19 protein-coding genes and 1 pseudogene are annotated in these 21,610 nt (G+C 66.2%); 6 read left to right on the plus strand and 14 right to left on the minus strand.

Going from position 1 to position 21,610, the window contains the following annotated elements; genetic code table 11:
* Positions 1-6: 6 nt before the first annotated feature.
* The 5 genes from ACIPEK_RS09415 to ACIPEK_RS09435 form a co-directional block, all read right to left on the minus strand.
* A complete protein-coding gene (locus tag ACIPEK_RS09415) occupies positions 7-1,479 on the minus strand; it encodes an SCO6880 family protein (RefSeq protein WP_401992840.1) in 1,473 nt (490 codons plus the stop codon).
* Between the two features lie 142 nt (positions 1,480-1,621).
* Positions 1,622-3,037, minus strand: coding sequence for an ATP-binding protein (locus tag ACIPEK_RS09420; protein ID WP_401992843.1), 1,416 nt, complete (start codon positions 3,035-3,037; stop codon positions 1,622-1,624).
* Between the two features lie 28 nt (positions 3,038-3,065).
* Positions 3,066-3,755: a hypothetical protein gene (locus tag ACIPEK_RS09425; RefSeq protein WP_401992846.1), complete on the minus strand. Its 690-nt coding sequence runs from the start codon at positions 3,753-3,755 to the stop codon at positions 3,066-3,068.
* Complete coding sequence (locus tag ACIPEK_RS09430; RefSeq protein ID WP_114247234.1) at positions 3,755-4,063, minus strand: DUF6112 family protein; 309 nt, start codon at positions 4,061-4,063, stop codon at positions 3,755-3,757. Before ACIPEK_RS09430 ends, ACIPEK_RS09425 begins: the two co-directional genes overlap by 1 nt.
* Positions 4,064-4,145: 82 nt before the next feature.
* Positions 4,146-5,279 carry a C40 family peptidase gene (locus ACIPEK_RS09435; RefSeq protein WP_401992850.1) on the minus strand — a complete coding sequence of 378 codons (1,134 nt, stop codon included), beginning with the start codon at positions 5,277-5,279 and terminating at the stop codon, positions 4,146-4,148.
* 576 nt (positions 5,280-5,855) lie between these two features.
* On the opposite strand from ACIPEK_RS09435, the gene ACIPEK_RS09440 reads away from it, so the two are divergent.
* Positions 5,856-6,602, plus strand: coding sequence for a DNA-methyltransferase (locus ACIPEK_RS09440; RefSeq protein ID WP_401992853.1), 747 nt, complete (start codon positions 5,856-5,858; stop codon positions 6,600-6,602).
* 95 nt (positions 6,603-6,697) lie between these two features.
* Here ACIPEK_RS09440 and ACIPEK_RS09445 read toward each other — a convergent pair whose 3' ends face one another.
* From ACIPEK_RS09445 to ACIPEK_RS09470, 6 genes are all read right to left on the minus strand, one after another.
* A complete protein-coding gene (locus tag ACIPEK_RS09445; RefSeq protein WP_401992856.1) occupies positions 6,698-6,898 on the minus strand; it encodes a hypothetical protein in 201 nt (66 codons plus the stop codon).
* A 628-nt stretch (positions 6,899-7,526) separates the two neighbouring features.
* On the minus strand, positions 7,527-8,795 hold the full coding sequence (locus tag ACIPEK_RS09450) for a hypothetical protein (RefSeq protein WP_401992859.1): 1,269 nt from the start codon (positions 8,793-8,795) through the stop codon (positions 7,527-7,529).
* A 396-nt stretch (positions 8,796-9,191) separates the two neighbouring features.
* Positions 9,192-9,671, minus strand: coding sequence for a hypothetical protein (locus tag ACIPEK_RS09455; protein WP_401992862.1), 480 nt, complete (start codon positions 9,669-9,671; stop codon positions 9,192-9,194).
* Positions 9,668-10,669, minus strand: coding sequence for a caspase domain-containing protein (locus ACIPEK_RS09460; protein ID WP_401992865.1), 1,002 nt, complete (start codon positions 10,667-10,669; stop codon positions 9,668-9,670). The genes ACIPEK_RS09455 and ACIPEK_RS09460 overlap by 4 nt, the downstream gene beginning before the upstream one ends.
* Complete coding sequence (locus ACIPEK_RS09465) at positions 10,666-11,079, minus strand: TIR domain-containing protein (protein WP_401992868.1); 414 nt, start codon at positions 11,077-11,079, stop codon at positions 10,666-10,668. Before ACIPEK_RS09465 ends, ACIPEK_RS09460 begins: the two co-directional genes overlap by 4 nt.
* 367 nt (positions 11,080-11,446) lie before the next feature.
* Entirely contained in the window at positions 11,447-12,127 is a 681-nt protein-coding gene (locus ACIPEK_RS09470) for a DUF6338 family protein (RefSeq protein ID WP_401992871.1), read from the minus strand.
* A 253-nt stretch (positions 12,128-12,380) separates the two neighbouring features.
* Here ACIPEK_RS09470 and ACIPEK_RS09475 point away from each other — a divergent pair.
* Both ACIPEK_RS09475 and ACIPEK_RS09480 read left to right on the plus strand, forming a co-directional pair.
* Positions 12,381-12,587: pseudogene (locus ACIPEK_RS09475) on the plus strand (transposase family protein); the annotation flags it as partial.
* Between the two features lie 261 nt (positions 12,588-12,848).
* The gene (locus ACIPEK_RS09480; RefSeq protein WP_401992874.1) at positions 12,849-13,337 is read left to right on the plus strand and encodes a hypothetical protein; all 489 of its coding nucleotides are present in this window, start codon (positions 12,849-12,851) and stop codon (positions 13,335-13,337) included.
* Positions 13,338-13,919: 582 nt separating this feature from the next.
* On the opposite strand, the gene ACIPEK_RS09485 is transcribed toward ACIPEK_RS09480, so the two are convergent.
* Positions 13,920-15,602 carry a recombinase family protein gene (locus ACIPEK_RS09485; protein WP_401992877.1) on the minus strand — a complete coding sequence of 561 codons (1,683 nt, stop codon included), beginning with the start codon at positions 15,600-15,602 and terminating at the stop codon, positions 13,920-13,922.
* Between the two features lie 42 nt (positions 15,603-15,644).
* On the opposite strand from ACIPEK_RS09485, the gene ychF reads away from it, so the two are divergent.
* On the plus strand, positions 15,645-16,733 hold the full coding sequence (gene ychF, locus ACIPEK_RS09490; RefSeq protein WP_401992880.1) for a redox-regulated ATPase YchF: 1,089 nt from the start codon (positions 15,645-15,647) through the stop codon (positions 16,731-16,733).
* 324 nt (positions 16,734-17,057) lie between these two features.
* Here the strand turns inward: ychF and ACIPEK_RS09495 are convergent, their stop codons facing one another.
* Positions 17,058-17,639, minus strand: a complete 582-nt coding sequence (locus ACIPEK_RS09495) for a Uma2 family endonuclease (RefSeq protein ID WP_401992883.1) — start codon at positions 17,637-17,639, stop codon at positions 17,058-17,060.
* Between the two features lie 64 nt (positions 17,640-17,703).
* Here ACIPEK_RS09495 and ACIPEK_RS09500 point away from each other — a divergent pair, with 64 nt between their 5' ends.
* Positions 17,704-18,285, plus strand: a complete 582-nt coding sequence (locus ACIPEK_RS09500; RefSeq protein WP_401992886.1) for a hypothetical protein — start codon at positions 17,704-17,706, stop codon at positions 18,283-18,285.
* Positions 18,286-18,576: 291 nt separating this feature from the next.
* Entirely contained in the window at positions 18,577-19,995 is a 1,419-nt protein-coding gene (locus ACIPEK_RS09505) for an ATP-binding protein (RefSeq protein ID WP_401992889.1), read from the plus strand.
* 379 nt (positions 19,996-20,374) lie between these two features.
* On the opposite strand, the gene ACIPEK_RS09510 is transcribed toward ACIPEK_RS09505, so the two are convergent.
* Positions 20,375-21,532, minus strand: coding sequence for a hypothetical protein (locus ACIPEK_RS09510; protein ID WP_401992892.1), 1,158 nt, complete (start codon positions 21,530-21,532; stop codon positions 20,375-20,377).
* Positions 21,533-21,610: the final 78 nt, after the last annotated feature.

The raw sequence follows: 21,610 nt of genomic DNA on the forward strand, positions 1-21,610 counted from the left end.
TCGGCGTCAGACGGCGAGGGCGAGCGGCATGGCGGCGACGGTGAACGCCTCGGCCTGCTGCCAGGTGAGCGGCCGCAGATCGAGCTGGGCACCGACGGCCGCGGTCTCCACGACCGCGCACGCGGAGCGCAGCACTTCCTCGGAGTCGGCCGAGACGGTCAGCAGACCGGTCATGGCGACATCCGCGTGCCCGGCGATGAGCTGACGCTCACGGGACTTGATGTCCTGGTACTCGATCGAGTCCGCCTCGGAGTCGACCTGACCGCGCCGGGCCCGCTCGGCGGCATCGGCGATCACGCTGGCCTTCCTGCGCTGGACATCGCGCAGGGCGGCGTCCAGGCCCTTCGGCTCGTACGAGAGCGACAGGGTGCGCCGCACCCCGGCCGTGAACAGCAGCTGGTGAAGAAAGCCCGCAGACGTCTCGGTGCGGGGCCAGTTCTCCACCCAGTACGTGGCGTGGACGGCCGAGTCGGTCGCGATGTGGTCCGCCTTCTCGACGACTACGACCGGGCCGGCAGCGGCAGGCTCCGCCTCCGGACGACCAGCAGTTGACCAACGATCCAGAGTGGCCCGGGCCTTGGGGTCGTACGCGGTTCGTACGACGGCCGCGATCTCACGGGCGGTGAGCCACCCCGTGGGGTTGAGCCCGGCGGTACGCGCGGCCTGGTCGAAGGTCGAGGTCAGCTGCGCCAGGACGCTGAAGGAGCCGGTCAGGCCGCCTCCGGCCTGGCTGATCAGTCGCCGTGCGGCCTTGGCGTCGAGCGACACCGCGACGTACGCCTCGTGCGGGGCCGCCGCCGGACCGGCGCTCTGAATCAGCTCGTTGTAGATCACGCCGGCCACAGGGGTCTCGGGCCGGCCGTGCTCCTCCCAGTAGCGGCGCAGGGCGTCGCCGGAGTCCGGGACGGTGCGCTCGATCACCTGGATCCTGGCCACCTGTCCGGTCCGGGCGAGCGCGGCCAGCGCGCGTCCCCAGCCGCTGACGTTGGCGTTCTGGTTGCCGGGATCGAGCAGTGCGTAGGCGCGGGAGGAGACCTTGACGACGGCGGTCAGCGTGCCGGTGTGGGGATCGTGGACCGCGCCGTATCGGCCATCGGGGGCGGTGAGTACGCGCAGGCTGGCCGCGGTGCCGGGCAGGTGGAGGAGCCCTTCGCGGACCGGGCGGTGCGAGGGCCGGGCCAGCCAGACGAGCTGACGCCGGACCCGGCGCAGGACGTACCGGGTGACGATCGGAGCCCAGTCGGCCAGGGTTCGCCCCCGGTGACGGACGAAGACGAGGAGGGCGATGACGGCCCAGAGGGGGATGAGCGCGAGAGCGCCGACCACGCCGCGGGCGAGGATCACCGCGAGCAGGAGAAGGCCGGTGAGACCGACCACGACCAGCTGTGGGACGGTCAGGCCGAGCAGGACGCCGCGCCTGCTGCGGTGGGGAAACTTCACGGTGGCCGTGGTGGCTTCGGCCTGGGACTTGGCGGACATGGTGGTTCCAGACGGTGGGAGCGGGTGGAGGACAAGGAGAGCGGCGTTCTTCTGGAGGTCATGGCGGGGCTCCGTTTCTGGTGATCGGTTGGGCGGGGTGGGGGCGGGCTGCGGACCACAGCCCGCCCCCGGCTGTGGTGGGTCAGGAATCCGAAGGCGGCCGACTGGGGTAGACCCAGCTCGTCGGCGTGGGGGAACCGGTGGCCGACGGCCCGGAAGAGAGCGGCGGCGTTGCGGCAGGGCCGCGTCCGCCACCAGGGGCAGGGCTGACAGGCGGCGCGGACCCCACGTCGGCCATGCCTCCGCTCGGGGCCGACACGGCAGTCACCTGACCACCTGAGGTGCCCCCTTCGACGCCGCCGGTTTCGCCTTCACCGGGCCGGGTGATGAGCGGCGGGATGCCGGGGCGCTGGATCAGCGCACGGCCCTTGTCACCGGAGGCGTTCGGGTCTTCGCCGTACCGGAAGCGGGTCTGCGGCTTGACCTGCCCGGCGTCGATGCCCTCCTTGCTGAGGTTGCCGCCGGAGGGGTCGATGCCGGAGGCGACTCCGTCGGTGCCTGCGCCAGGGACCTTGCTCGGACCCTGCGGTGCAGGGGCGCCGGTGCCGGCCCGCATCGCCATGCTGCCCGCGGTCTTCGCGGCCCCTGCGGCGACCGCCATGCCGGCGACGCTGGTGCGGTGCAGGTCGTCGTGGCCACCGCCGTCGCTGGCCCAGTGGACGAACTTGTACGTCGCATACGGGCACAGCAGCACCAGAACCATGACGACGATGCCGGCCATCGCGTCGGACAGCGCGGCCATGCCGTCGCTGGCATCCGACTTACCCATCGCCGAGACACCGATGAGGAAGACCACGGTCATCAGCAGTTTCGAGACGACCAGGGTGGCGGTGGCCTCGATCCAGCCACGCCGCCAGCGTTTGGCCACCTCCCAGCCACCGCCGGCTCCGGCGAAGACGGCGAGGGCGACCATGACCAGGACGCCGACCTTACGAGCGACCATCACCCCCCAGTACAGGAACGCGCCGATCGCACAGCCGAGGGCGACCAAGGCCGGCACTCCCCAGCCAAGGCCGTACATCGCCCCCAGCAGGTTGACCTTCACCACACGGCGGATCGCGTCGTCGACGGAGGTGTTGGCTGCTTGGAACAGGCCGTCGGACAAAGCGTCGACCACGGTGATGGCGACAGAGGTGAAGGCGATGGCGCAGAAGCTGAACAGGACGCCGGTCATGGTGCCGATCGCGGCCTGGGCCAAGGCACGTTCGTCCCGTCGCCAGGCTGCGAGCATCAGCTGGATGCAGAACGTGCCGACGGTCAGCGCGAGCCCGATAGGCAGCAGCAGTTCGTAGTTGTCCCTGAACCATGTGGCGTTGAGATCGATGGCGGTCGTCGCGTTGACGGCCTTGGCGGCGAGATCCGCAGCGCTGGCGGCCAGCTCTCCGGACGACTTCGCAATCCACGCTCCGATGCCGTCGGTGACGGCCCCGGCGGGGTTGGTGGCGAAGTCGACGGCGCTGCACACCTTGTCCATCAGAGGAAAGTCGCAGACTCCCATGGTGATGCCTCCTTCCTTACGTGAAGAGTCAGGGCGCGACGGACGGCAGGACGCCGACCAGGGCGCAGGGCTGGTTGGGTCGGCACTGGACCGCGAGGGTGGCCATACGGCTCTCCGCACCACCGGCGGGCGAACCCTTCCAGGCGATCGACTGCTTGCCGGAGACCGTGACGGCGTAGATGTACGCCTGCGTGATCGCCCCGGGATTTGCCTGCAGGGCCTGGGTGAACGAGTCGGGGAAGTGCCCCTCGTTCACCTTGGCGGTGGCGAACTGACCGTTGGCGGCCATCTCCTTCCAGAGCACGGGCGAGGGAACGACCTCGTCGACCGAGGCCGAATCGGCGTACTCGGCCTCGGCGGTCACCCACCCGCGCAGGGCGGACAGCAGCTCCGCTTGGGAGTACGCACGGGTGTCGTAGGACCACAGAGCTGCGGCGGCTGCTTTCCCGAACGCGATCGGGTTGTGCGTGTCCGGCGGGACCGGGAGGGCGACGGAGTGTGCGCTCGGCGAGGGCGATCCGGACGGCGAAACCGCCGAGGAAGAGGGCGCCGCCGAACTCGACTGCCGGGCAGCGGGCTCGGCGGGCCCCCTGCCGTCACGGGTGAGGTAGGCGGTCAGGCCGGCGAGGGCGACGAGCACCACCAGGACGGCGGTGCCGAGCAGCGCCCGGCGGCGCAAGCGGGAGGCGCCGCCGAGGTTCGGGGAGCTGGAAGGCATCAGTGGACCTGTGTCCCCAGCGTGCTGAAGAACGCCACCACGCCGTTAGCGGCGCCCAGTAGCAGGGCCGCACCGGCGCTGACCAGCACGCCCTTCTTACCGTTGGCCTCGGCCTGGTGGCCGCCGGAGTGATGGCCCCAGGCCCACACGCCCGCGCTGACGGCGAGCGCGCCGACCACGGCGATGATGCCGAACAGGTTGATGGAGCCCATCACCTGCTTGAGGACGGCCAGGCCCGGCAGCCCGCCCTCGTTCGGCTTGATGCCAGGGTCGTAGGCGAGCTGAACGACCTTGTCGGCGAGATACATAAAGAACTCCAGTTCGATTTAGTGCACGCCGAAGCCCGAGGCGATGAAACGGCGGTGCGAGAGAGAAAGTGGAGGGGGCTGGTCAGACGACTCGGCGGGCCGCGAGAATCTGCGCTTTCCAGGAGGCGAGGGTCGTGATGCGGACCACGTCACCGGTGTGCGGGGCGTGGATGATCAGGCCCTGGCCGATGAACATGCCGACGTGCTCAGGGGTGTTGGCCGTCCCCTCGGTGAAGAGGAGGTCCCCCGGCTGGAGTGCGTCGACCGACACGGCTTTGCCATCCTTGACCTGCGTGTACGTCGTCCGCGTCAGGGTGACCCCGGCGGACCTGTACGCCTGCTGCATCAGCGAGGAGCAGTCGCACCGGCCCATCGGATCCTTACCGTGGGAGTCGGTGCAGCTCCCGCCCCACTGATACGGGGTGTCGAGCTGGCCGAGCGCCCAGCGGATCGCCGTCTGGACCTTCGGCGAAGCGGCGGAGGGGATTTCGTACCCGTCCGGCACCGAGCCCGCCGGGATGGTCCCGAAGTCGGTACCGTCCCCGCCGGCCGTACAGCCACCCGCGGTGCTGGTGGTGCTTCCTGAACCGGACGGCGAAGGAGTCGTTGACGCTCCGTCGGTCTTCGGCAGCAGGGGCTCGATCGCCTGCTGCAAGGCAGTGGCCAGGGGCTCCCACTTGGCGTACGCCTCCGGGAAGCCGGACCTCTGCACCGCCTGGGCGGCCTGGGTGACAGACAGGGACTGCCAGCCCGAGACCTTCTTCAGCCCCTCGTAGAACTTGGTCGAGGCGTGCACCGGGTCGAGGATCTCGTTGGCGGTGCCCCAGCCCTGCGACGGACGCTGCTGGAACAGCCCCAGCGAATCACGGTCCCCGTAGGTCAGGTTCCGCAGCCCGCTCTCCTGCAGGGCAGTGGCCAGGGCCACGACCTGCCCCCGGGCCGGAATGTTCATCGCGACGCCGGTCGCCTGGATCGTCTTGGCGTTGGGCACCTGCTCGGCCGGATCATCCAGCCCCGCCACGGAGACCGTCCCCTTGTCGCCGCCGTCCAGGATCGCCTTCACCTGAGTAGCCACCGCTGCGGTATCCACAGACTGTGCACCGCCGGTCGAACAGGAGGCCGAAGCCGTCCCGGCACCGATGGCGAGGATCGGAACGGCCAGCAGCAGCGGACCGGACGCGAAGAGACCGACGATCGCTCCAGAGGTCTTCTTCATCGCCTCAGCCGTTCACCGAGGCGGTGATGCCGGCCGGACAGCGGTGTTGGGTCAGGGCGCGGAGGTATCAGGACATGCTGCATCGCAGCGGCTCCTCGGTGTTCGTAGGAAGCGCGGTGCCGACTTCCCGTGCGAAGCCGCCGGCACCACGCCGATGCAAATCCGCCTTCCAGGGCGGGCCCGGTGCAAGGGAGTTGGTAGCTCCCGGACACCGGTCTCACGTCACGCGCGGCAGCCAGCCGCGCTCGTAATCTCCGGCAGTACACCAGGGCTCCTGACGGCGTGCGGAACGAGAGAGATGCGCCATACCCGCAGCTCGATTGGACAAGACGGCACGGATAAGCACAGGTCAGCGGGGGTGGAGCGAGGCTCCGACCCGGTGACACGGCGAGACAGTAGACCGGGACTCCGGCCGCACCAAACGGCTCTCGGGCTCGGCCTCGGACAGAGACACGGCTCGTTAGGTGCGGCCGGAATTCGCGACTAACCTCCGGCGCAACCCCGCTCGAAACGACCGCTGTTGAGCGACGTCCGGAGCGGGTCCAGTCCCGCCGTGCCCTGAAAGAGGCCCCGCACATGAGCTACACGCTGCACCGAGGCGATGCCCTCACTGTGCTGAAGACCCTCCCGGACGAGAGCGTCAACGCCGTCATCACCGACCCGCCGTACAACTCCGGCGGGCGTACCAGTTCGGACCGCACCGGTCGCACCGCGCGAGCCAAGTACGTCACCAGCAACAGTGCGCACGACCTGCAAAACTTCCCCGGAGAGAACCGCGACCAGAGGAGCTATCGGAGCTGGCTGACCGCCCTGCTCACCGAGGCGTACCGGGCCTCCACCGAGCACTCGGTCGCCATCGTCTTCTCGGACTGGCGCCAGGAGCCGACTACGTCCGATGCCCTGCAGATGGCGGGCTGGACCTGGAGTGGCACGATCCCGTGGATCAAGCCCGCCAGCCGGCCTCGCAAGGGTGGGTTCAAGCAGTCGGCCGAGTTCATCACCTGGGGAGTCAAGGGCAGCCTGGCGAAGGACCGGGACCTGTACCTGCCCGGCCACTTCATCGCCTCCCAGCCCCGCAAGGACCGGGTACACATCACCCAGAAGCCAGTCGAGATCATGCAGCAGCTCGTACAGATCTGCCCCGAAGGCGGCACCGTCCTCGACCCCTTCACCGGCAGCGGCTCCACGGGCGTCGCAGCCCTGCGCGAGGGACGCCGATTCGTGGGTGTCGAGCTGTCCTCGCACTACGCCGACGTCGCCGAACAGCGGCTCCGCGCCGAGCTGACGCAGGACGACTTCACCCTGGCCGGACCGGAGGAATGATCACGAGAGTGGAGAGTCCGGGGCAGACGGGCCGCAGACGCCGAAGGGCGGCTGGCATCGAGAACCCGATGCACCAGCCGCCCTTCTGTCTTACGTCAGGCCGCCTCGAACGCCCGCCAGATCAACGGGCCCGCCTTCTCCAAGTCGGCAGGCCACGAGATCCGCACATCCAGGTCCCCAGTCCCGAGGTGCCCGATGTCGCGCATGTCACGGGAGAAGCCCTCCTCCAGCGCGACGGTGTCCGGGGCGAGTCTGAGGTAGACCATGATCGCCTCGTGCTTTGGACGGAAGATCACCGACGCAACGTTCACCAATCGCCGATAGGCGATGTAACTGCGACGACCTTGAACCCGAGCAGTACACATCCAAGGACTTCGCCAAGCTCTGCAAGAAGCTCGGCGTGACCCAGTCCATGGGGGCCGTCGGCACGTCGGCGGACAACGCCGCCCTGCGAGAGCTTCTACGTCTTCCTCAAGCGGGAGATCCTCCAAGGTGCCCACTGGTGGGAAAGCGACACCAACTGCCGCCGTACGGTGTTCCGTTGGATCAGCCGTACAGCACCGCGACGCAGGCATTCCGCCACCGGAAACGTATGCCCGATCGAGTTCGAGCGTCAGCGCGAGCTCCAGTCAAGTAACGTGACGCTCACCGCAGAAGCGTGTAAATCGGTGTCTACCGTTCACGGGGGCCCCAACTTCCGTGAAGTGGGCACGGTGAGTAACGACTGATGGCCGGAACAGCCTTGACGAAGTTGCCTGGAAGCGTCGTGAAGCTGGACCAATATCGCTGCCGCAACCGACCACTACCGGTCACGCCCCGACTACACCACCGCACTCCTCAAGATCACCTGCTGAGAACGCATCAGCCCTGAATCGGTGGGCAAGCTGAAAGAGCTCGATATCACCCGTTCGGCGAATTCCGCCCCTAAGGTGCATCCTTTCTCGGCGTGAAGGAAACTTTTGTTCCATGGCGGCGAATGAGATCTTGAATATGAAACCCATTGATGACTACGGTCACACCAGCGAGAAGGAACAATGCCCCGTAGGTAATCTTCTGTGCCGCAACCAGCCTTTCACTGCGCGTGATTACGGAGATAAAAGTCGCGCCAGTAAGTACAATCCACGGGACTCGTTTTGCAAATACTTCCCACCGAGATTCCCTTGGAGCGGGAACGGCATGCCCCGGGAGGCCACGCTCCACAAGCTCCATCAATGGTTCTGCTTGATTGACCTCCATTGCGCGCTGTCGCGCCCGGCGGGTACCCCGCTCCAGATCCGGGTCGAATTCTGCGAACTCGCCAACCCAATCATCGTTGAACCGCACAACCCCACGAAGAGGGTTCTTCTTTTGCATTCGGCCAGATCGAATTGAGACCGGAAGATCCGGCAACAGAGGAATAGGAAAAAAATGCTCCCCCGCTCCTGCAGCTACACGATCCGTCAAGAAGTTGGATGCCAGTTCTTTAAATCTCCGATAATCGCCATCGTCATTGCACACTAGCAACAGAAATTGAGACGGCGGGACTATCCGCAAGGTCTCGGTGAACTCCCAGAGAGTTCCTTCCGGGAAGGATTTCTCACGGACCGCAGCAATCATCAAAACCAGGCGCGCAGACTTGATTCCTTCACTCACGTCCGACTTCCAGTCGTCTAACGGTAGATAGAAGCGTTCCACGCCTGGAAGTGGATGCTCCTCTCCTGGGCGCCCCACCCCAATAACACGCCCGAATCGGAGGAACTTTCGAAAAATTCTCTCTTCGTTCGTGGCCTCAGTGTTGACGTTACCAAGGAAGCCAACCACAAATTTCCACAATGACGACAGGGATGCCCATAATCCAGCAGATTCCGACCAGAAAAGCTCTTTATCAATATCAAAGGATCTCAAATAGAGGACGTACTCCCTATCCCGCAAATTCTTGTCATTGCCATAGAAAGAGATGATTGCACTGTGCGCGTACTTTCCGATCGCCCTCGTAAGGGATAGTGCCAACACGCACGACGCCAACATTCCGAACCAGTTGAGAACTAAGATCCAGGTTACGGGATTCCCCGCAATTGCCCCGACGATGTCGACGACTAAGAGTGAGGCGATGGCACCGCCGGGGACGAGAGCACACATCAGTGCCAGTACTGGCATGGCCACTCGGCGCGCCGCGGCTGCGGAGTCCTTAGGTTTTCCTGGTGGTCTCAGCATGTAGTGAGTGTTCCACAATCTCGCAAATTGCGTCTATGTTCACCGGAAAAATCCTCCGTACCGGCTTGGCGGCCCCGATGAGCGCATCGAATTAACGAGGCCTGCACATTGTCGAAAGGTCTATACCCTCCTGCCCCGGATGCACGGCGAGCTTCACCACCGTCCAGCACCGGCCCGCTCCATCTGAGCCGTCCTATCCGACCCAATGGTCGCAACTAAAGGCTCGCCGGCAGGTCGAGGCGCGGCCCGGGCGCTCACCATTCATGGCTGCGAGCACCCATGCTGACCGCGCCAACCTGAGGCGCATTCATGAACCGTGCGTCCGCAGTGCGTCTGGCGATGGGCTTTCATGGGACTTCCGTGCGACCCATCGGTGAGTTTGAGAGAACCTTGGGACTACTGCCTTGTCGAGCCCGGCGGCCAGATGACCCGGACGTCCATACCTTGCTGTCTTGCATAGGCGACGATATCGGCCGTGCCGCCTTTCCCGCCCGCTGGCTTACCGTCCCAAACTGCCAGCAGGATGTCGCTCTGATCAGCTACCTCTTGCCCTGCAGCCAAATATGCGTCTTCACCAGGCGTGGAAAAAGCCAGCTCTGAACGAGAGGTGGCCAGCTGGAGCAAAGAATTGTAGGCAGATCGCGCTTCATCGTTCTGGAAGCTGCTTTCGTAATCTCTGCTCGGGATGACAACATGCAACCGTCCTCCGCTGGCCAGCATTGCCAGCGCGAAAGCCTGGTCTGCTCCCTCCGCAAGGCACGTCACGCCCAAAATTTCATCTTCCAGGCCGCTCAGCTCTGCTGCCATGGCTTCGACGACATGCCGTCGCGTGGCGACGCTCAGCGTCTGATGCCCTGTACACCCGATGCGTTTCATAGCACCTTCCGCTTGGCCAGCTTCCAAAAGTACTTGCCCATAGGGGTCAAGTAGACCTCTCCACTTTCCATGGCTACCCAGTAGTGATCACGTTTGCCGTCTGTGGTCACAAGGTTGGCGTTACGCAGCCGTCCGAGATAGTCGAACTGCTGCTGCTCCGGAGTACCTGGAGTTCCGGGAGACAGAGGTCTTCCTTCGCCCTCGTGTTCTGGGCTCAGGCGTACTCGGCTGTCTGCTTCAGGGAAGTGCTCGGGCAACTTTCGCAGCATGGTGGCGTCCAGCCATGGAGGACCGATACGCAGAACAACGGGCTCGGTCAGGTTGGCCTTGAGAATAGGACGCTGCTGCCATGCGTCGAAGGCTGGGCTTATGTATCCGTAGAGGCTGAGCGCAGTGACCTTTCCCAGGTGGTCAGTGGCTCCTCCTTCGAGGCCGTCAAGGAGAACGCGGGTGAAGGCACCGTGTCCTTCTACCTCCTGCGATGCTTCGATTCCTCGGCTTGCGGCCAGGATGGTGACGTTCTCCCGCAGAACGCTCTTGTTAAGGCGGAAGTTTTCCGAAACGGCTGCAGCTTGCTGCCCCGGTGTGTTGCCCAGGTCTCCGCTGAAACAGCAGTCGAGTATCAATGTGACGCTACGGGCGGGGGAATCATTGGCCAGGGTGATCAGGTCGTTCATCGATACGCCCAGCGTCTGGTCTGTAGCGTCCTGGGTGACTAGATCAGCGCCCCAGGGCGTCTGAGCCCCGTGGCCGGCGAAGAAGAAGAGCAAGTCCGCGTCACGGGCGTTAGCAAACAGTTGGGTGAGGGCGTGGCGCAGACCATCTCGTGTGACTTCAGGACCGCCCTCTGCACCCGTGATCAGTTGGGTGCGCCAGTTCGGGCTGTCATCGGCGTTGACCGAGAGAAGTTTGTCAAGCGCTGTCGCATCTGCGACGCAACCTCCCAGGGATTGACCTTCCGGATAGTGGTCAATACCTACGATGATCGCCCGCTTCACGCGTTCTTGCCTTCACCCATCATTTGCCGAACCGCCGCAGCAATGAGGTCCCACTTCCACGCCATGGTGCGGTTGCGCTGCAGGCCGACCGGTAGTGCGCTGCTGGCTCCGGCGCCGTCGACGTAGACACCGAAGACGGGGACCAACAGCTCCTTGGCCATGGTGATCTCCTTGGCCACCCCGGTGGCAGTCGCCATGTGCCGGCCCACCAGCACGATGCACATGTGCGTACTGGCCATCTTCTTCTTGATGAGGGCTTCCCACTGGCTCTGAGGCAGCGAGGTCTTGCTAGACCAGTCCTCGACGGTGAACGGCGCGGGCGAGTCGGTCACCGCCTGGCCCGCGAACATCTTCTTCTGCAGTTCGTTGTGATCAAAGTCAAAGCTGAGGAACGCGCGCGGACTTGTCATGGTTCTTGCTCCCGAGCAGGATCGATGGAGTCTCACACTAGGCGACAGGTCCGACAGCGCGGCGGCGTTTTTATGACTTTGAGCTGGTCGCAACTGGGCCCGCTAGTCTCCGGGCACGAGTCGCAGCTTCCATAGCCCAGGCCGGCCCCCTCCGGCGAACATCTGTGCGTGACCGCTCGAGCTGTACAGGACCGAATTGCGGCTCTGTAGGCTCCTCGAAGGGAAGGTCCTGAGCGTTGTCGCGGCAATCGCCAGGACGCGTATGTCTGGAAAGGATGCGCTGTGACCGATTCGCCTAATCCACCCCGTTCAGGTGGCCAGCCACAGACAAAGCCGTCGGGTTCGTCCGATACACGTGGTCACAAGCCTACGAGGCAGCCGGGGCGGACCCCTGCGTCGCCGCCTCCCCCGCCCCCTGCTCAGGGTGGGGGTAACTGACGAACATGGTCACGATCCGGCGGGCCGAGATGCATGCCGCTCCCCACGGGAAGTCCTGCACATCGGTCGCGCCGGGCGAGCGATACTTCAACGGTTCCACCAGCACCAGGTCTCTGTCTGGGGAGTCGTCGGAGCTGACGTTGAAAGACGCCTGCCGCCCCTCAATGTAGGAGCCGTCTTCCAGGATGCAGCCAACGATGGGGTTTTCTCCGGGGAACCAGCGGTCGAACATGACCCACCACGCTGACATCACGGATGCATGAGGCCGCTTTCCTATGATGGCTGCGGCCGCGGCCGCCAGTGCACATGAGAACAGCAATAGACCGGCAGCCCACCAGGCAAGTTGGACATACTGATCGCGCGCGTAGCTGCCCCCTTCACGCACAAGGCGACCGACGTCTGGCGTCAGATTGGGCATGAGGCCGCGCGCTGCCGCGAAAAACGCGAGTGTCACCAATTCGGTGAGAACGCTGCAGAACACTACCGCTCCCGTCTCCCGGAACGGCGTAGGCCGACGCTCGCTGCCCTGACGTTCGCGGATGACGATGAACGTCAGCCCTGGTAGCAGCAGGACGACCAGCAACACGAGACCGGTGAAGGTAGTGGGCACGGCGGGCCCTTCTGGCCGTAGAGGAACAAAGACAGTCGGCCACCGTACAAGCCCACAAGTGCCCTGCCAACAAAGCCGACATCGGCATCGCCGTGACAGACGCCTCCTTCACCGGTCCCGCTGATGACTTGGCAGCGAGCTCTTTCAGCTTGCCCACCGATCGGGGTGACGGTCGTGGGGTGCGCAACGCACGAGGATCCCATGCCGTTGAGGGAGGTGTTCGAGGTCTCAACTCGCTCGAGCGGGAGCATCGTTGGATTCCTATCCTGCCGCACTCGACCTGCCTCTCGCTCTGGTCGAGTGGGTCACCATGCTCATAGTCACCCGCGAGGGTGGCCGCCGCTGCAAGCTGCCCCCGCACCAACGCGTGCTGGTCGCCCTGGTGCACCTGCGCATGCACGACGCCCTCACCCAGATCGCCGCCGCCTTCGGCATCTCGGTCGGCACGGCCCACGCCTACACCCTCGAAGGTGAAGGGACCGATATTCGGACAATGCTCTGAGAACCACTGATGGCCAGCCCCACGAGGGGCTGGCCATCAGCCGTCGGTGGTTCCGGACGAATCCGACCCCTTCGGCAATGTGTCTCATGAGACACCTCGAACCCGGCTGATTCAGCGGAATTGATCGATCTGACGTCCTGATAGCAGAAAAGGCGCCTTGACCTGCGAGGGTGCGAGTGTCTATGTCGTACCCGGCACAAGAGTCAGGGCACCTTTCTGGTGAGCGAGCGTACAGAGTGGGACCGTCGGCTGCGTGTGCGGGCCGATGGCAAGGGGCTGGTCGGACATGCTGGGGCGGTACTGCTGCGCCGATGCGCGGACGGGGTGGGGCTGACCGGCGCCCTCGCCGCCGTGCTGCCGGTGGGTGTTGGGCGAGGCTGGCGCGACCGGGCGACGGTGGTGGTCCAACTGGCGGTGGCCATCGTGCTCGGCGCGACGAATCAGAGCGAGACCGAACAACTGGGTCTGCACCACCGGGACTTGTTCGGCCCGTCCGCTTCGGACTCCCCCACCCGCCGGACGCTGGCCGGCCTGGACGACACTGTGCCGGCGCTGATCGCGCAGGCCCGGAGGAAGGTGCGCTGGCATGTGTGGTCGCTGCTGCACCTGCTGCACCTGCGGCCCGGCGGCTTTCCCTGGCTGAGCGTCGCGGGGCGGCACCTGAAGGGCTGGATCGTGGTGGACATGAGCAGGTCATCGTCCTGCTGAACCAGCCGGCCAGCCCGTTCCGGCTCCGGGGCGACGAACTGTCACTGAACGGCAAGGTGGTCGCTCACGTCGAATGCGTCGACGCCGACGAGGCGGTCGGAGGGTACTTCCGTAACGGCGGCCGGGCCGCGACCCTGAACCCCAACGCCCGCAGCCGGTGCGTCGGGTGCGCCTCTCGGTCATGGGAAGGGGGGGGGGGGGGCCCCCCCCCGGGGGGGGGGGCCCCCCCCCCCCCCCCCCCCCCGCGCGGGGGGGGGGGGGGGGGGCGGGGCGGGGGTTTGGGGGGGGGGGGGGCCCCCCGGGGGGGGTGGGGGCCCCCCCCCCCCCCTTCCCATGACCGAGAGCAGTGCTTGTCGACACCGTCCAGGGCGAGCCCTTACCACCGATTCCCGGCCTGGTGAAACCCTCGGACCTCCGGATCCTGACCAGGCCGTCGCCAGTTCCGCGACGCGGTTCACGTCCTGCCGCCGGGAGTTCCTGCATGCCGCCGATTCCGAATCTTCGTACCGCCACCGCCACCGACGACCCGTGGAACCGGTTCTACGAGTTCATCGGTTACGCGGTTGGACAACAGTGGAGGGATCAGGGTGCATCGCTCAGTTCCGCCAGCGGCTCGTCCTCGACGCGGGCAACCGCTGCCCCGCCGAAGGCACGCCCTGGGGTCGGCAAGGCCGCCTGAGGGCTGTACTTCTCGGCATCCTCAACCGGGATGATCCGCACCTTGTCCTTCGTGCCACGGGGCCCGGGGCGGACCACGATCCGGTGGACGACCATCGACAGGGCTTGACGCTTCGCCCAAGCCTCCAGCCCCTCCCACTCGGCGAGGATGCCCCGGAACACCTGGGGGCTCGGGGCTACGGCCGGCACCGGCACGTTCTCCCGCTGCTCGATCTGCCCCTCCAGCTTGGCGATCGCGTCGGTCAGCTCCCGATAGCGGTGCTCGTAGCTCTCCAGCTTGATCATGCCCTTGGTGTAGAGGGTGACCAGCCGCTCCAGTTCGGCGTTCCGCTCGTTGAGCTGGGCATACTGATCCACTTCAACGGGCCGTGCCACCGGGATCGCCGCGGCCTCCCTGGCCGAAGCCGCCGCGATGGTGTCTCCCTCCGGAGTGACCCGCGACACCAGGAACGAGCGGACTGCGTCTTCCACGACGGTGAGGAGCACCGTGCCACCCGCGCACGTGGCCCCGCGAACCTTCGCCGAGCAGCGGAAGAACACCGAAATCCCGCTGTCACCGTTCTTCCGCTTGTACTTCGTGCTACCGGACACCATGCGCCAGCCGCACAGATCGCAGTAGATCAGGCCCGTCACGCTGTGAGCCGGGGAATTGTCCCGAGTGCTGCCCGCCCTGCGTCCCCGCCGCGCCTTGTACGCCGTCCAGAGGTCCTCGGGAACGAGCGGATCATGAATCCCCTTGATCCACTCGATGCCGGGAGCGTCCACGTGGCTGCTCCCGAGCTCCTTCCGGTACTTGGTCGGCTGGTGGCGTACGTAGCCCGCCTGGTAGCCGCTGTCGAGCATCCGGTACCACTTGCCGATGGTCAGGACCGCCCCTTCGCGGGTGCGTAGGCCGCGCGCTGTCATGTCGACCACGATGCGGTTCATCGGCTCTCCGGCCGACAGGCGCTCGAACATCTCCCGTACGTAGGCGGCTTCCGACTCCTCGACGTGGAGAGCTCCCACACGGCACTTCTCGCAACGGGAGTCAGGATCCCCTTCCAGCGGGCGTCGGCACTTTCCGTAGCCGAATCGGAGCTGGCCGTCGTGAGTGACGCCGCGGTTGCGTCGGTGGTCGTGGGTCTCCATCCAGGATTCACGGCTGCGGTCGACCTCGTACTCGGCGACGATCAAGTGCGTGTTCCGGCCGAGCCGACCGCCGCTGCTGGAGGTGTCGATATCCTCCTTCGCCGCCCGGATCTCTCCGCCGGCCTGCTCTAGGCGCTTGATGTTGTACGAGCTCAAGGTCGCGTCGCGCCCGAACCGTGACCAACGCCACACCAGGACGACGTCCGCTTCGCCCCGTTTGATCCGTTGAATGATCTGCTCCACCTGGCGTTTCGCGAAGTACTTGCCACTCAGGTTGAGGTCCTGCAGGACATCGATGACGACCATGCCCTCGCGCTCCGCCAGCGTGTTGCACGCATCGATCTGGAGTTCGGGTGAGATCTTCTCGTCCTTGTCCCTGTACCGTGATACGCGCACGTAGATGATGGCGCGCTTGGGCTGCTGTGGAAACAAGGAGCCGGTGAGCATGCCTGGAGTCACGGCCGATCCCACCCTTCTTGATCCTGAGCGGACGTTTGTGTCATGAGTACTAGTATCGGAATCGTCGGCCTGCCGAATGTCGGCAAGTCGACCCTGTTCAACGCCCTGACCAAGAACGACGTGCTGGCGGCCAACTACCCGTTCGCCACGATCGAGCCGAACGTGGGCGTCGTCGGCGTCCCCGACTCGCGCCTGAACAAGCTGGCGGAGATCTTCGGCTCCCAGAGGCTGCTCCCGGCGACGGTCGACTTCGTCGACATCGCCGGCATCGTCCGAGGCGCTTCGGAGGGTGAGGGCCTGGGCAACAAGTTCCTCGCGAACATCCGCGAGTCCGACGCGATCTGCCAGGTCATCCGCGCCTTCAAGGACGAGAACGTCGTCCACGTCGACGGCAAGGTCTCGCCCAAGGACGACATCGAGACGATCAACACCGAGCTGATCCTCGCCGACCTCCAGTCCGTCGAGAAGGCTGTCCCGCGCCTCACGAAGGAGTCCCGCCTCCAGAAGGAGAAGGTCGCGGTCCTCGCCGCGGTCGAGGAGGCCCAGAAGATCCTCGAGTCCGGCCAGACCCTCTTCGCCGCGGGCATCTCCGCAGGCACGGAGAAGGGCAAGCTCCTCCACGAGCTGCACCTCCTCACCACCAAGCCTTTCCTCTACGTCTTCAACGTCGACGAGGACGAGCTGGTCGACGAGGACTTCAAGAACGAGCAGCGCGCCCTGGTCGCTCCCGCCGAGGCGATCTTCCTCAACGCCAAGATCGAGTCCGAGCTGATCGAGCTCGACGACGACGAGGCCCTCGAACTCCTCCAGTCCATGGGGCAGGAAGAGCCCGGCCTCGCCACCCTCGGCCGCGTCGGCTTCGACACCCTGGGCCTGCAGACCTACCTCACGGCAGGCCCGAAGGAAGCCCGAGCCTGGACGATCAAGAAGGGCGCCACGGCCCCCGAGGCGGCCGGTGTGATCCACACCGACTTCCAGAAGGGCTTCATCAAGGCGGAGATCGTCTCCTTCGAGGACCTGGTCGAAATGGGCTCGGTCGCCGAGGCCCGCGCCAAGGGCAAGGCCCGCATGGAGGGCAAGGACTACGTGATGCAGGACGGGGACGTGGTGGAGTTCCGCTTCAACGTCTGATCGCATACTCCAAGGCCTGCCGCGTGCGGGCCTCATCAAGGACCCAGGCGTCGCCTCCTGTGCATCCTTGAGCCAGTCTGCAACCAGTCCGCAGGACACCTGTACGCGCCCTTCGGAATCCAACGCGAGGCAACGAAGAAATGCCAGGTCAGGGCCCTGGTTGGCGCTACGTCGCAGGTCAGGGTCCGTGGGCAGGCATTCCGCTTCAACGTGCAGTCGCCTCGTTACTGCATGTTGGTTTCGCTAAATGTGCAGGTCAGAAGGGGTCGGACTCTGGCGAGTCCGACCCCTTCTGCGTTCCCGTGCGGACATGGTGCTGACTTTTCAGCTGCTTCGGGGCGGTGTGAGCTTGTCGAGGTCCAGGCTGATGTCGAAGGGCACCGGACGCTGGAGGGCGCCCCGGAAGATACCGGCGGGCGCGTAGGCGCCGGTGGGTTCGTCGAGCTCGTAGGCGTGGACGACGGGTGCCCCGTCCTCATCCTCGATGCACCAGTAGTGCGGGATGCCGGCCTCTGCGTACTTACGAAGCTTTACGGTGCGATCGCGGTGGGCGGACTCGGGGGATACGGCCTCGATGACGAGTTTCACGTCCTCTGGGGCGTACCAGGTGCGGTCGGGGTCGTAGGGCAGGTCCGTCAGCAAGAGGCCCGGCTCGGGGCGGTTGCGGGCATCGAGGCGGATCGTCATCTCCCGCTCGACCTCGAAGCCAGCTGGCGCCTGCGCCATGAGTGTGGTGGTCAGGGCGGTGACGAGGCGGCCATGCCAGGACCGCTGGGGCGACATCATGAAGACGAGGGCTCCGTCGATGAGCTCGGTGTGGCGGGGTGCCTCGGGGAGGCGGTCCAGGTCCTCCGCGAACCAGCCTTCCGCGCGCGGCGGGCGCATCCAGTCGGGCAGTGCGGTCATGAGCCAACCCTAGCGATTGCGGCCGTCGAGAGGGGGTGTTGTGCTGCTGATCCATAATCGGCGCATGGATGTCGTGGGGATACTTGAGGCCGCCTCGCTGCTGGTGCCCGAAGGCGTTGCCACCGACAACGACATCACCGTTTCCGATGTCTGGGACTACCTCGCGCACGACGAGTGGGAAGTGGCGCTCGACCTGCTCCAGGAACTGGGTGACGGATGGACAGCGCCGACGGGCTTCTGGGAGCAGTTGGAACGCGCGGCGGTGACGCTGGGGCTCGAACGGAGCAGGGAGTGGTGCCGGTGGCGGGGTGCCGAGACGCGAGTGGGCGTCATCCGGGCTGATCTCGTGCTCCTCCCGGCTGGTGAGATGTTCCGGCGTACTCCGATCCCCGGAGCTGGGGTGCTGCGGCCGATGTGGGACATCGGCCACCGGAGGGAGGACGGGGCATCCCACCTGGACATCGCCCGCGTGTGGGTCGAATTCGCTCCCGACCTCGCGTCCGGCGCTCGGGCTCCAGTGCGCCTCCTGCCCCTGACGCCGGCGCGGTGGAGGCGCCTCGCCCCCGGCGACCGGATCACGCTGTACGAGACCGCGGTGGTCGGCGGGACGGCGTCGATCCTGGAGGTGCACCCTCCAGAGGTGTAGGGAGAGTGGACGGGAGACGGGTCGCGGGCGTGGAAGACCGTGGCCGCCTCGCGCCAGACCAGCTGCACCGTCGTCAGGTCGAGCTTGAGCCCCGCTCTCCAGGTGACAGAGTTCGACACAGGTCGCCTGCGCAGGCTGACGGCGCCGTGATGCGGGCCTTGGCCCTGCTGGGTGCGACCAAGTGCACGATCGGTGACTGTGAGCGACAGCCGGCGAGGTAGGGGATCGGTTTGCTGCTAACATCTACGTTACTAACATAAGTGTTAGTGTCATGCGTGGAGGTCGACGGACGTGGTGGATTTTGTTGGTCGTCGGCAGGAGCTGGCGATGTTGGAGCGAGAGCTGCAGAAGGTGGCGGCAGGGGCTGGCGGGGAGCGGCCCGGTCGGTGCGTGATGTTGCGCGGGCGGCGCCGAGTGGGCAAGTCGCGACTGGTCGAGCGGTTTGCGGAGCGCTCCGGAGCCCCGTTCCTGTTCTATGCGGCGACTGGTGCGTCCCCCAGGGATGATCTGGCACGGCTGGCCCGGGACGCCCAAGCATCGACGCTGCCGTTGGCGGGGCTGGTGGCCGCCGCGCGGCCGGAGAGCTGGGATGCCGCGTTCGACGTGCTGGCTGCGGCGCTGCCCGCCGACCGGGCGAGCGTGCTGGTCATCGACGAAGTGCCGTACCTGATGGATATCGCTGGCGCCTTTGAGGGGATGCTGCAGAGGGCCTGGGATCGGGTTCTGGAAACCAAGCCAGTGCTGCTGGTCCTCATCGGCTCCGATCTGTCGATGATGGAGGCTCTGAACAGCTACGGACGACCCTTCCATCAGCGCGGCCGGGAGATGGTGCTGGGACCGCTGAACCCCGCCGAGGTGGGGAGGATGCTGGGGCTGGATTCGGCAGAAGCCTTCGACGCCGCGCTGGTCACCGGCGGGCTACCGCTGATCTGCGCGGAGTGGTCGAGCGGCGCAGGGCTGTGGGACTTCCTCGGCGAGGCGTTGAGTGACCCGGTCTCGGCCCTGCTGGTGTCAGCCGAGCGCTCGCTGGCTGCCGAATTCCCCCCGCAGGCTCAGGCACGTACGGTACTGGCGGCCATCGGCAGTGGCGAGCGGACTTTCACCAACATCGCCCGTGCAGCCGGCGGAATCGGGGCCACGCCCCTGCAGCGAGCGCTGGAGCTGCTCATGGACAAGCGGATCGTCGCCGCGGAGCTGCCCGTATCGCTGCGTCCGTCGAAGGATCGCCGCTACCGGGTGACAGATCCCTACCTGCGGTTTTGGCTGCATCTACTCGGCCCCTCCATGGAGGAGATCGAGCGGGGGCGGGGCGATCTGACCTTGGCGCGGATCCGGGAGAACTGGACCAGCTGGCGCGGCCGGGCCGTCGAGCCCCTTGTCCGTGAGGCCCTGGCGCGGATGCTGCCCGACGACCGGCTGCCCGCGGCCCCCGCAGTGGGCGGCTACTGGACCCGTACCAACGACGTCGAGATCGATATCGTCGGGGCGGACCGCGCCCCCATTGCCAAGGAGCTGCTCTTCGTTGGCTCCATCAAGTGGCTGGAGCAGTCGCCCTTCGATCGGCATGACTTGGCCGCTCTCCATCGGCACCGGGCCGCCCTCACCGACGAACCTGTTCCAGTCGTGGCGGTTTCGCGCAGTGGAGTCGACTGTCCGGGGCTTGATGCCACGTACGGCCCCGGCGATTTGCTGACCGCCTGGCCGCTGTGAGTGGCGGATGGCAGGCGCGGAACGGGAGTTGGGGAGCGCGATCAGGCTGAACAGGCGTTGCGGAGAAGTCCCTCGAACCTCGGCCCCTCGCTGGCGCTGTTGTGTAGCGTTGGCGAACCTGAGCCCTCTCGTACTCTGTCGCGAATCCCGTGCTGGGATGGTGCTGGGATGACGTTGCATTTCCGCAGGTCACGTGGGTTGTGGTGGAGTTCCGGTTCAACGTGTGAGTGAATCGTTACTGTGGGCTAGGTAGCTCGTCAAGTTTGCAGGTGGCTAGGGGGCGACTCTTTCGGGAGTCGGCCCCTAGCCAGTTCCCGTGCTGGATGGGTGCTGGATTTTCTGACGTGCCGTCACTTCGGGTTGAAGTCGTCGCCGGGTTCTAGGCGAGCATCGACTGGAAGGAGGAGTCCTCCTCGTCGGGCCGGTGCGGGAGAAAGCCGTCGGGGACGGTGCGGGCGGCGGTGGTGAGGAGACGGTCCAGGACTTCCCGTTCAGTGGCCGGGGGGAGTCCCAGGGCGGTGAGGAGACGATTACGGACCGCGGGGTGGTCCGGGTGGTCGTCGAGGTAGTCGGAGCTGAGGGCCGGGGGCCGGAAGCCGGCCAGGGCGTCGTGCCAGGACGGGAGGGCGACGAAGAGGGTCAAGGCCTCGGCGAGGGACTCGGCGATCAGGGAGGCCTGGCCCTCGGAGTCTGTGTAGAGGACGGGGCGGGGGCCGCCGAGGACGGCCGGCCCACAGAGGTAGTGGGTGCCGCCCGCGTTGCAGCCGGCGATGGGCTCCACCGGGAGGCCGTTGGGCAGGGCGATCGGCTCGATCGGGTCGGTGCGGGCCAGGTCGAACTCGCCGTCGCAGGCCAGGTAGGAAGCGGCCTCGGGATGCGCGGCGATCCTGCGGAGCAGGGCGTTGTCCGAGAGTACGGCCGGGTTGAGGGCTGCGGCGATCGCAGGAATGAGGGGACGCCCGGCGAGGACATGGCGGACGGCGTCGAGGGGGACAGGGCGCTCGTAGTAGTCCTCGAAGCGGGCCTGGACCGCCTCGGGGGAGCGGTCGGTGAGCAGGTGGAAGAGGAAACCGGAGCCGTCGGGGTCCTCGCTGCCGGGCGGGAAGGTGATGGCGGAGCCGGCGCGCCAGGCCGTGTCGCCGGTCTCCCGCCACAGGCAGGCGGTGACCCGAGGGGCGTCGATGTCCTCGTCATGGAAGGCGGGTTCATCCAGGAGCGGGCGCAGCGCGGCGGGAACTTCGTCGATGACGCCGGGCCAGACCTGCTCGTCGTCCGTCGCGTACGGGCTCATCTCCGACTCATGGTCGAAGCCGCGTATGAGCACGCCGGCCGGGGTGAAGAGGACGGAGAAGTCGTCCCCCGAGCCGTTCTCCATCAGGGCTGCCTCTTCGCCGGGGCCCCAAGCCGTGTCGAAGGTGTAGCTGCAGAACTGCGGATCGCGGCCGATCGTGGCGTCCAGGACGGCCAACGCGCGCAGGTGGGCGCGGAGTTCGGTGGGACCGGGGAGGAGGGCGGCGGTCTCGTGCACAGTGCTCATGGCGCCATGAAAGCAGCCACCACTGACAACCCGGCAGTGGTGCGCCACCTCCAGAGAATTCCGACCGCCAAGTGTTCC

It is taken from the genome of Streptomyces sp. NPDC088246 (assembly GCF_044741025.1).
Classification (GTDB): domain Bacteria; phylum Actinomycetota; class Actinomycetes; order Streptomycetales; family Streptomycetaceae; genus Streptomyces.

What these genes read in the sequence shown, in the direction of transcription:
- ACIPEK_RS09430 (WP_114247234.1), bottom strand. Translation starts at nt 4,063, where the DNA reads ATGTATCTCGCCGACAAGGTCGTTCAGCTCGCCTACGACCCTGGCATC.
- ACIPEK_RS09500 (WP_401992886.1), top strand. Translation starts at nt 17,704, where the DNA reads ATGGATGTCGTGGGGATACTTGAGGCCGCCTCGCTGCTGGTGCCCGAA.
- ychF (WP_401992880.1), top strand. Translation starts at nt 15,645, where the DNA reads ATGAGTACTAGTATCGGAATCGTCGGCCTGCCGAATGTCGGCAAGTCG.
- ACIPEK_RS09455 (WP_401992862.1), bottom strand. Translation starts at nt 9,671, where the DNA reads ATGAAACGCATCGGGTGTACAGGGCATCAGACGCTGAGCGTCGCCACG.
- ACIPEK_RS09510 (WP_401992892.1), bottom strand. Translation starts at nt 21,532, where the DNA reads ATGAGCACTGTGCACGAGACCGCCGCCCTCCTCCCCGGTCCCACCGAA.
- ACIPEK_RS09425 (WP_401992846.1), bottom strand. Translation starts at nt 3,755, where the DNA reads ATGCCTTCCAGCTCCCCGAACCTCGGCGGCGCCTCCCGCTTGCGCCGC.
- ACIPEK_RS09435 (WP_401992850.1), bottom strand. Translation starts at nt 5,279, where the DNA reads ATGAAGAAGACCTCTGGAGCGATCGTCGGTCTCTTCGCGTCCGGTCCG.
- ACIPEK_RS09420 (WP_401992843.1), bottom strand. Translation starts at nt 3,037, where the DNA reads ATGGGAGTCTGCGACTTTCCTCTGATGGACAAGGTGTGCAGCGCCGTC.
- ACIPEK_RS09440 (WP_401992853.1), top strand. Translation starts at nt 5,856, where the DNA reads ATGAGCTACACGCTGCACCGAGGCGATGCCCTCACTGTGCTGAAGACC.
- ACIPEK_RS09465 (WP_401992868.1), bottom strand. Translation starts at nt 11,079, where the DNA reads ATGACAAGTCCGCGCGCGTTCCTCAGCTTTGACTTTGATCACAACGAA.
- ACIPEK_RS09495 (WP_401992883.1), bottom strand. Translation starts at nt 17,639, where the DNA reads ATGACCGCACTGCCCGACTGGATGCGCCCGCCGCGCGCGGAAGGCTGG.
- ACIPEK_RS09415 (WP_401992840.1), bottom strand. Translation starts at nt 1,479, where the DNA reads ATGTCCGCCAAGTCCCAGGCCGAAGCCACCACGGCCACCGTGAAGTTT.
- ACIPEK_RS09450 (WP_401992859.1), bottom strand. Translation starts at nt 8,795, where the DNA reads ATGCTGAGACCACCAGGAAAACCTAAGGACTCCGCAGCCGCGGCGCGC.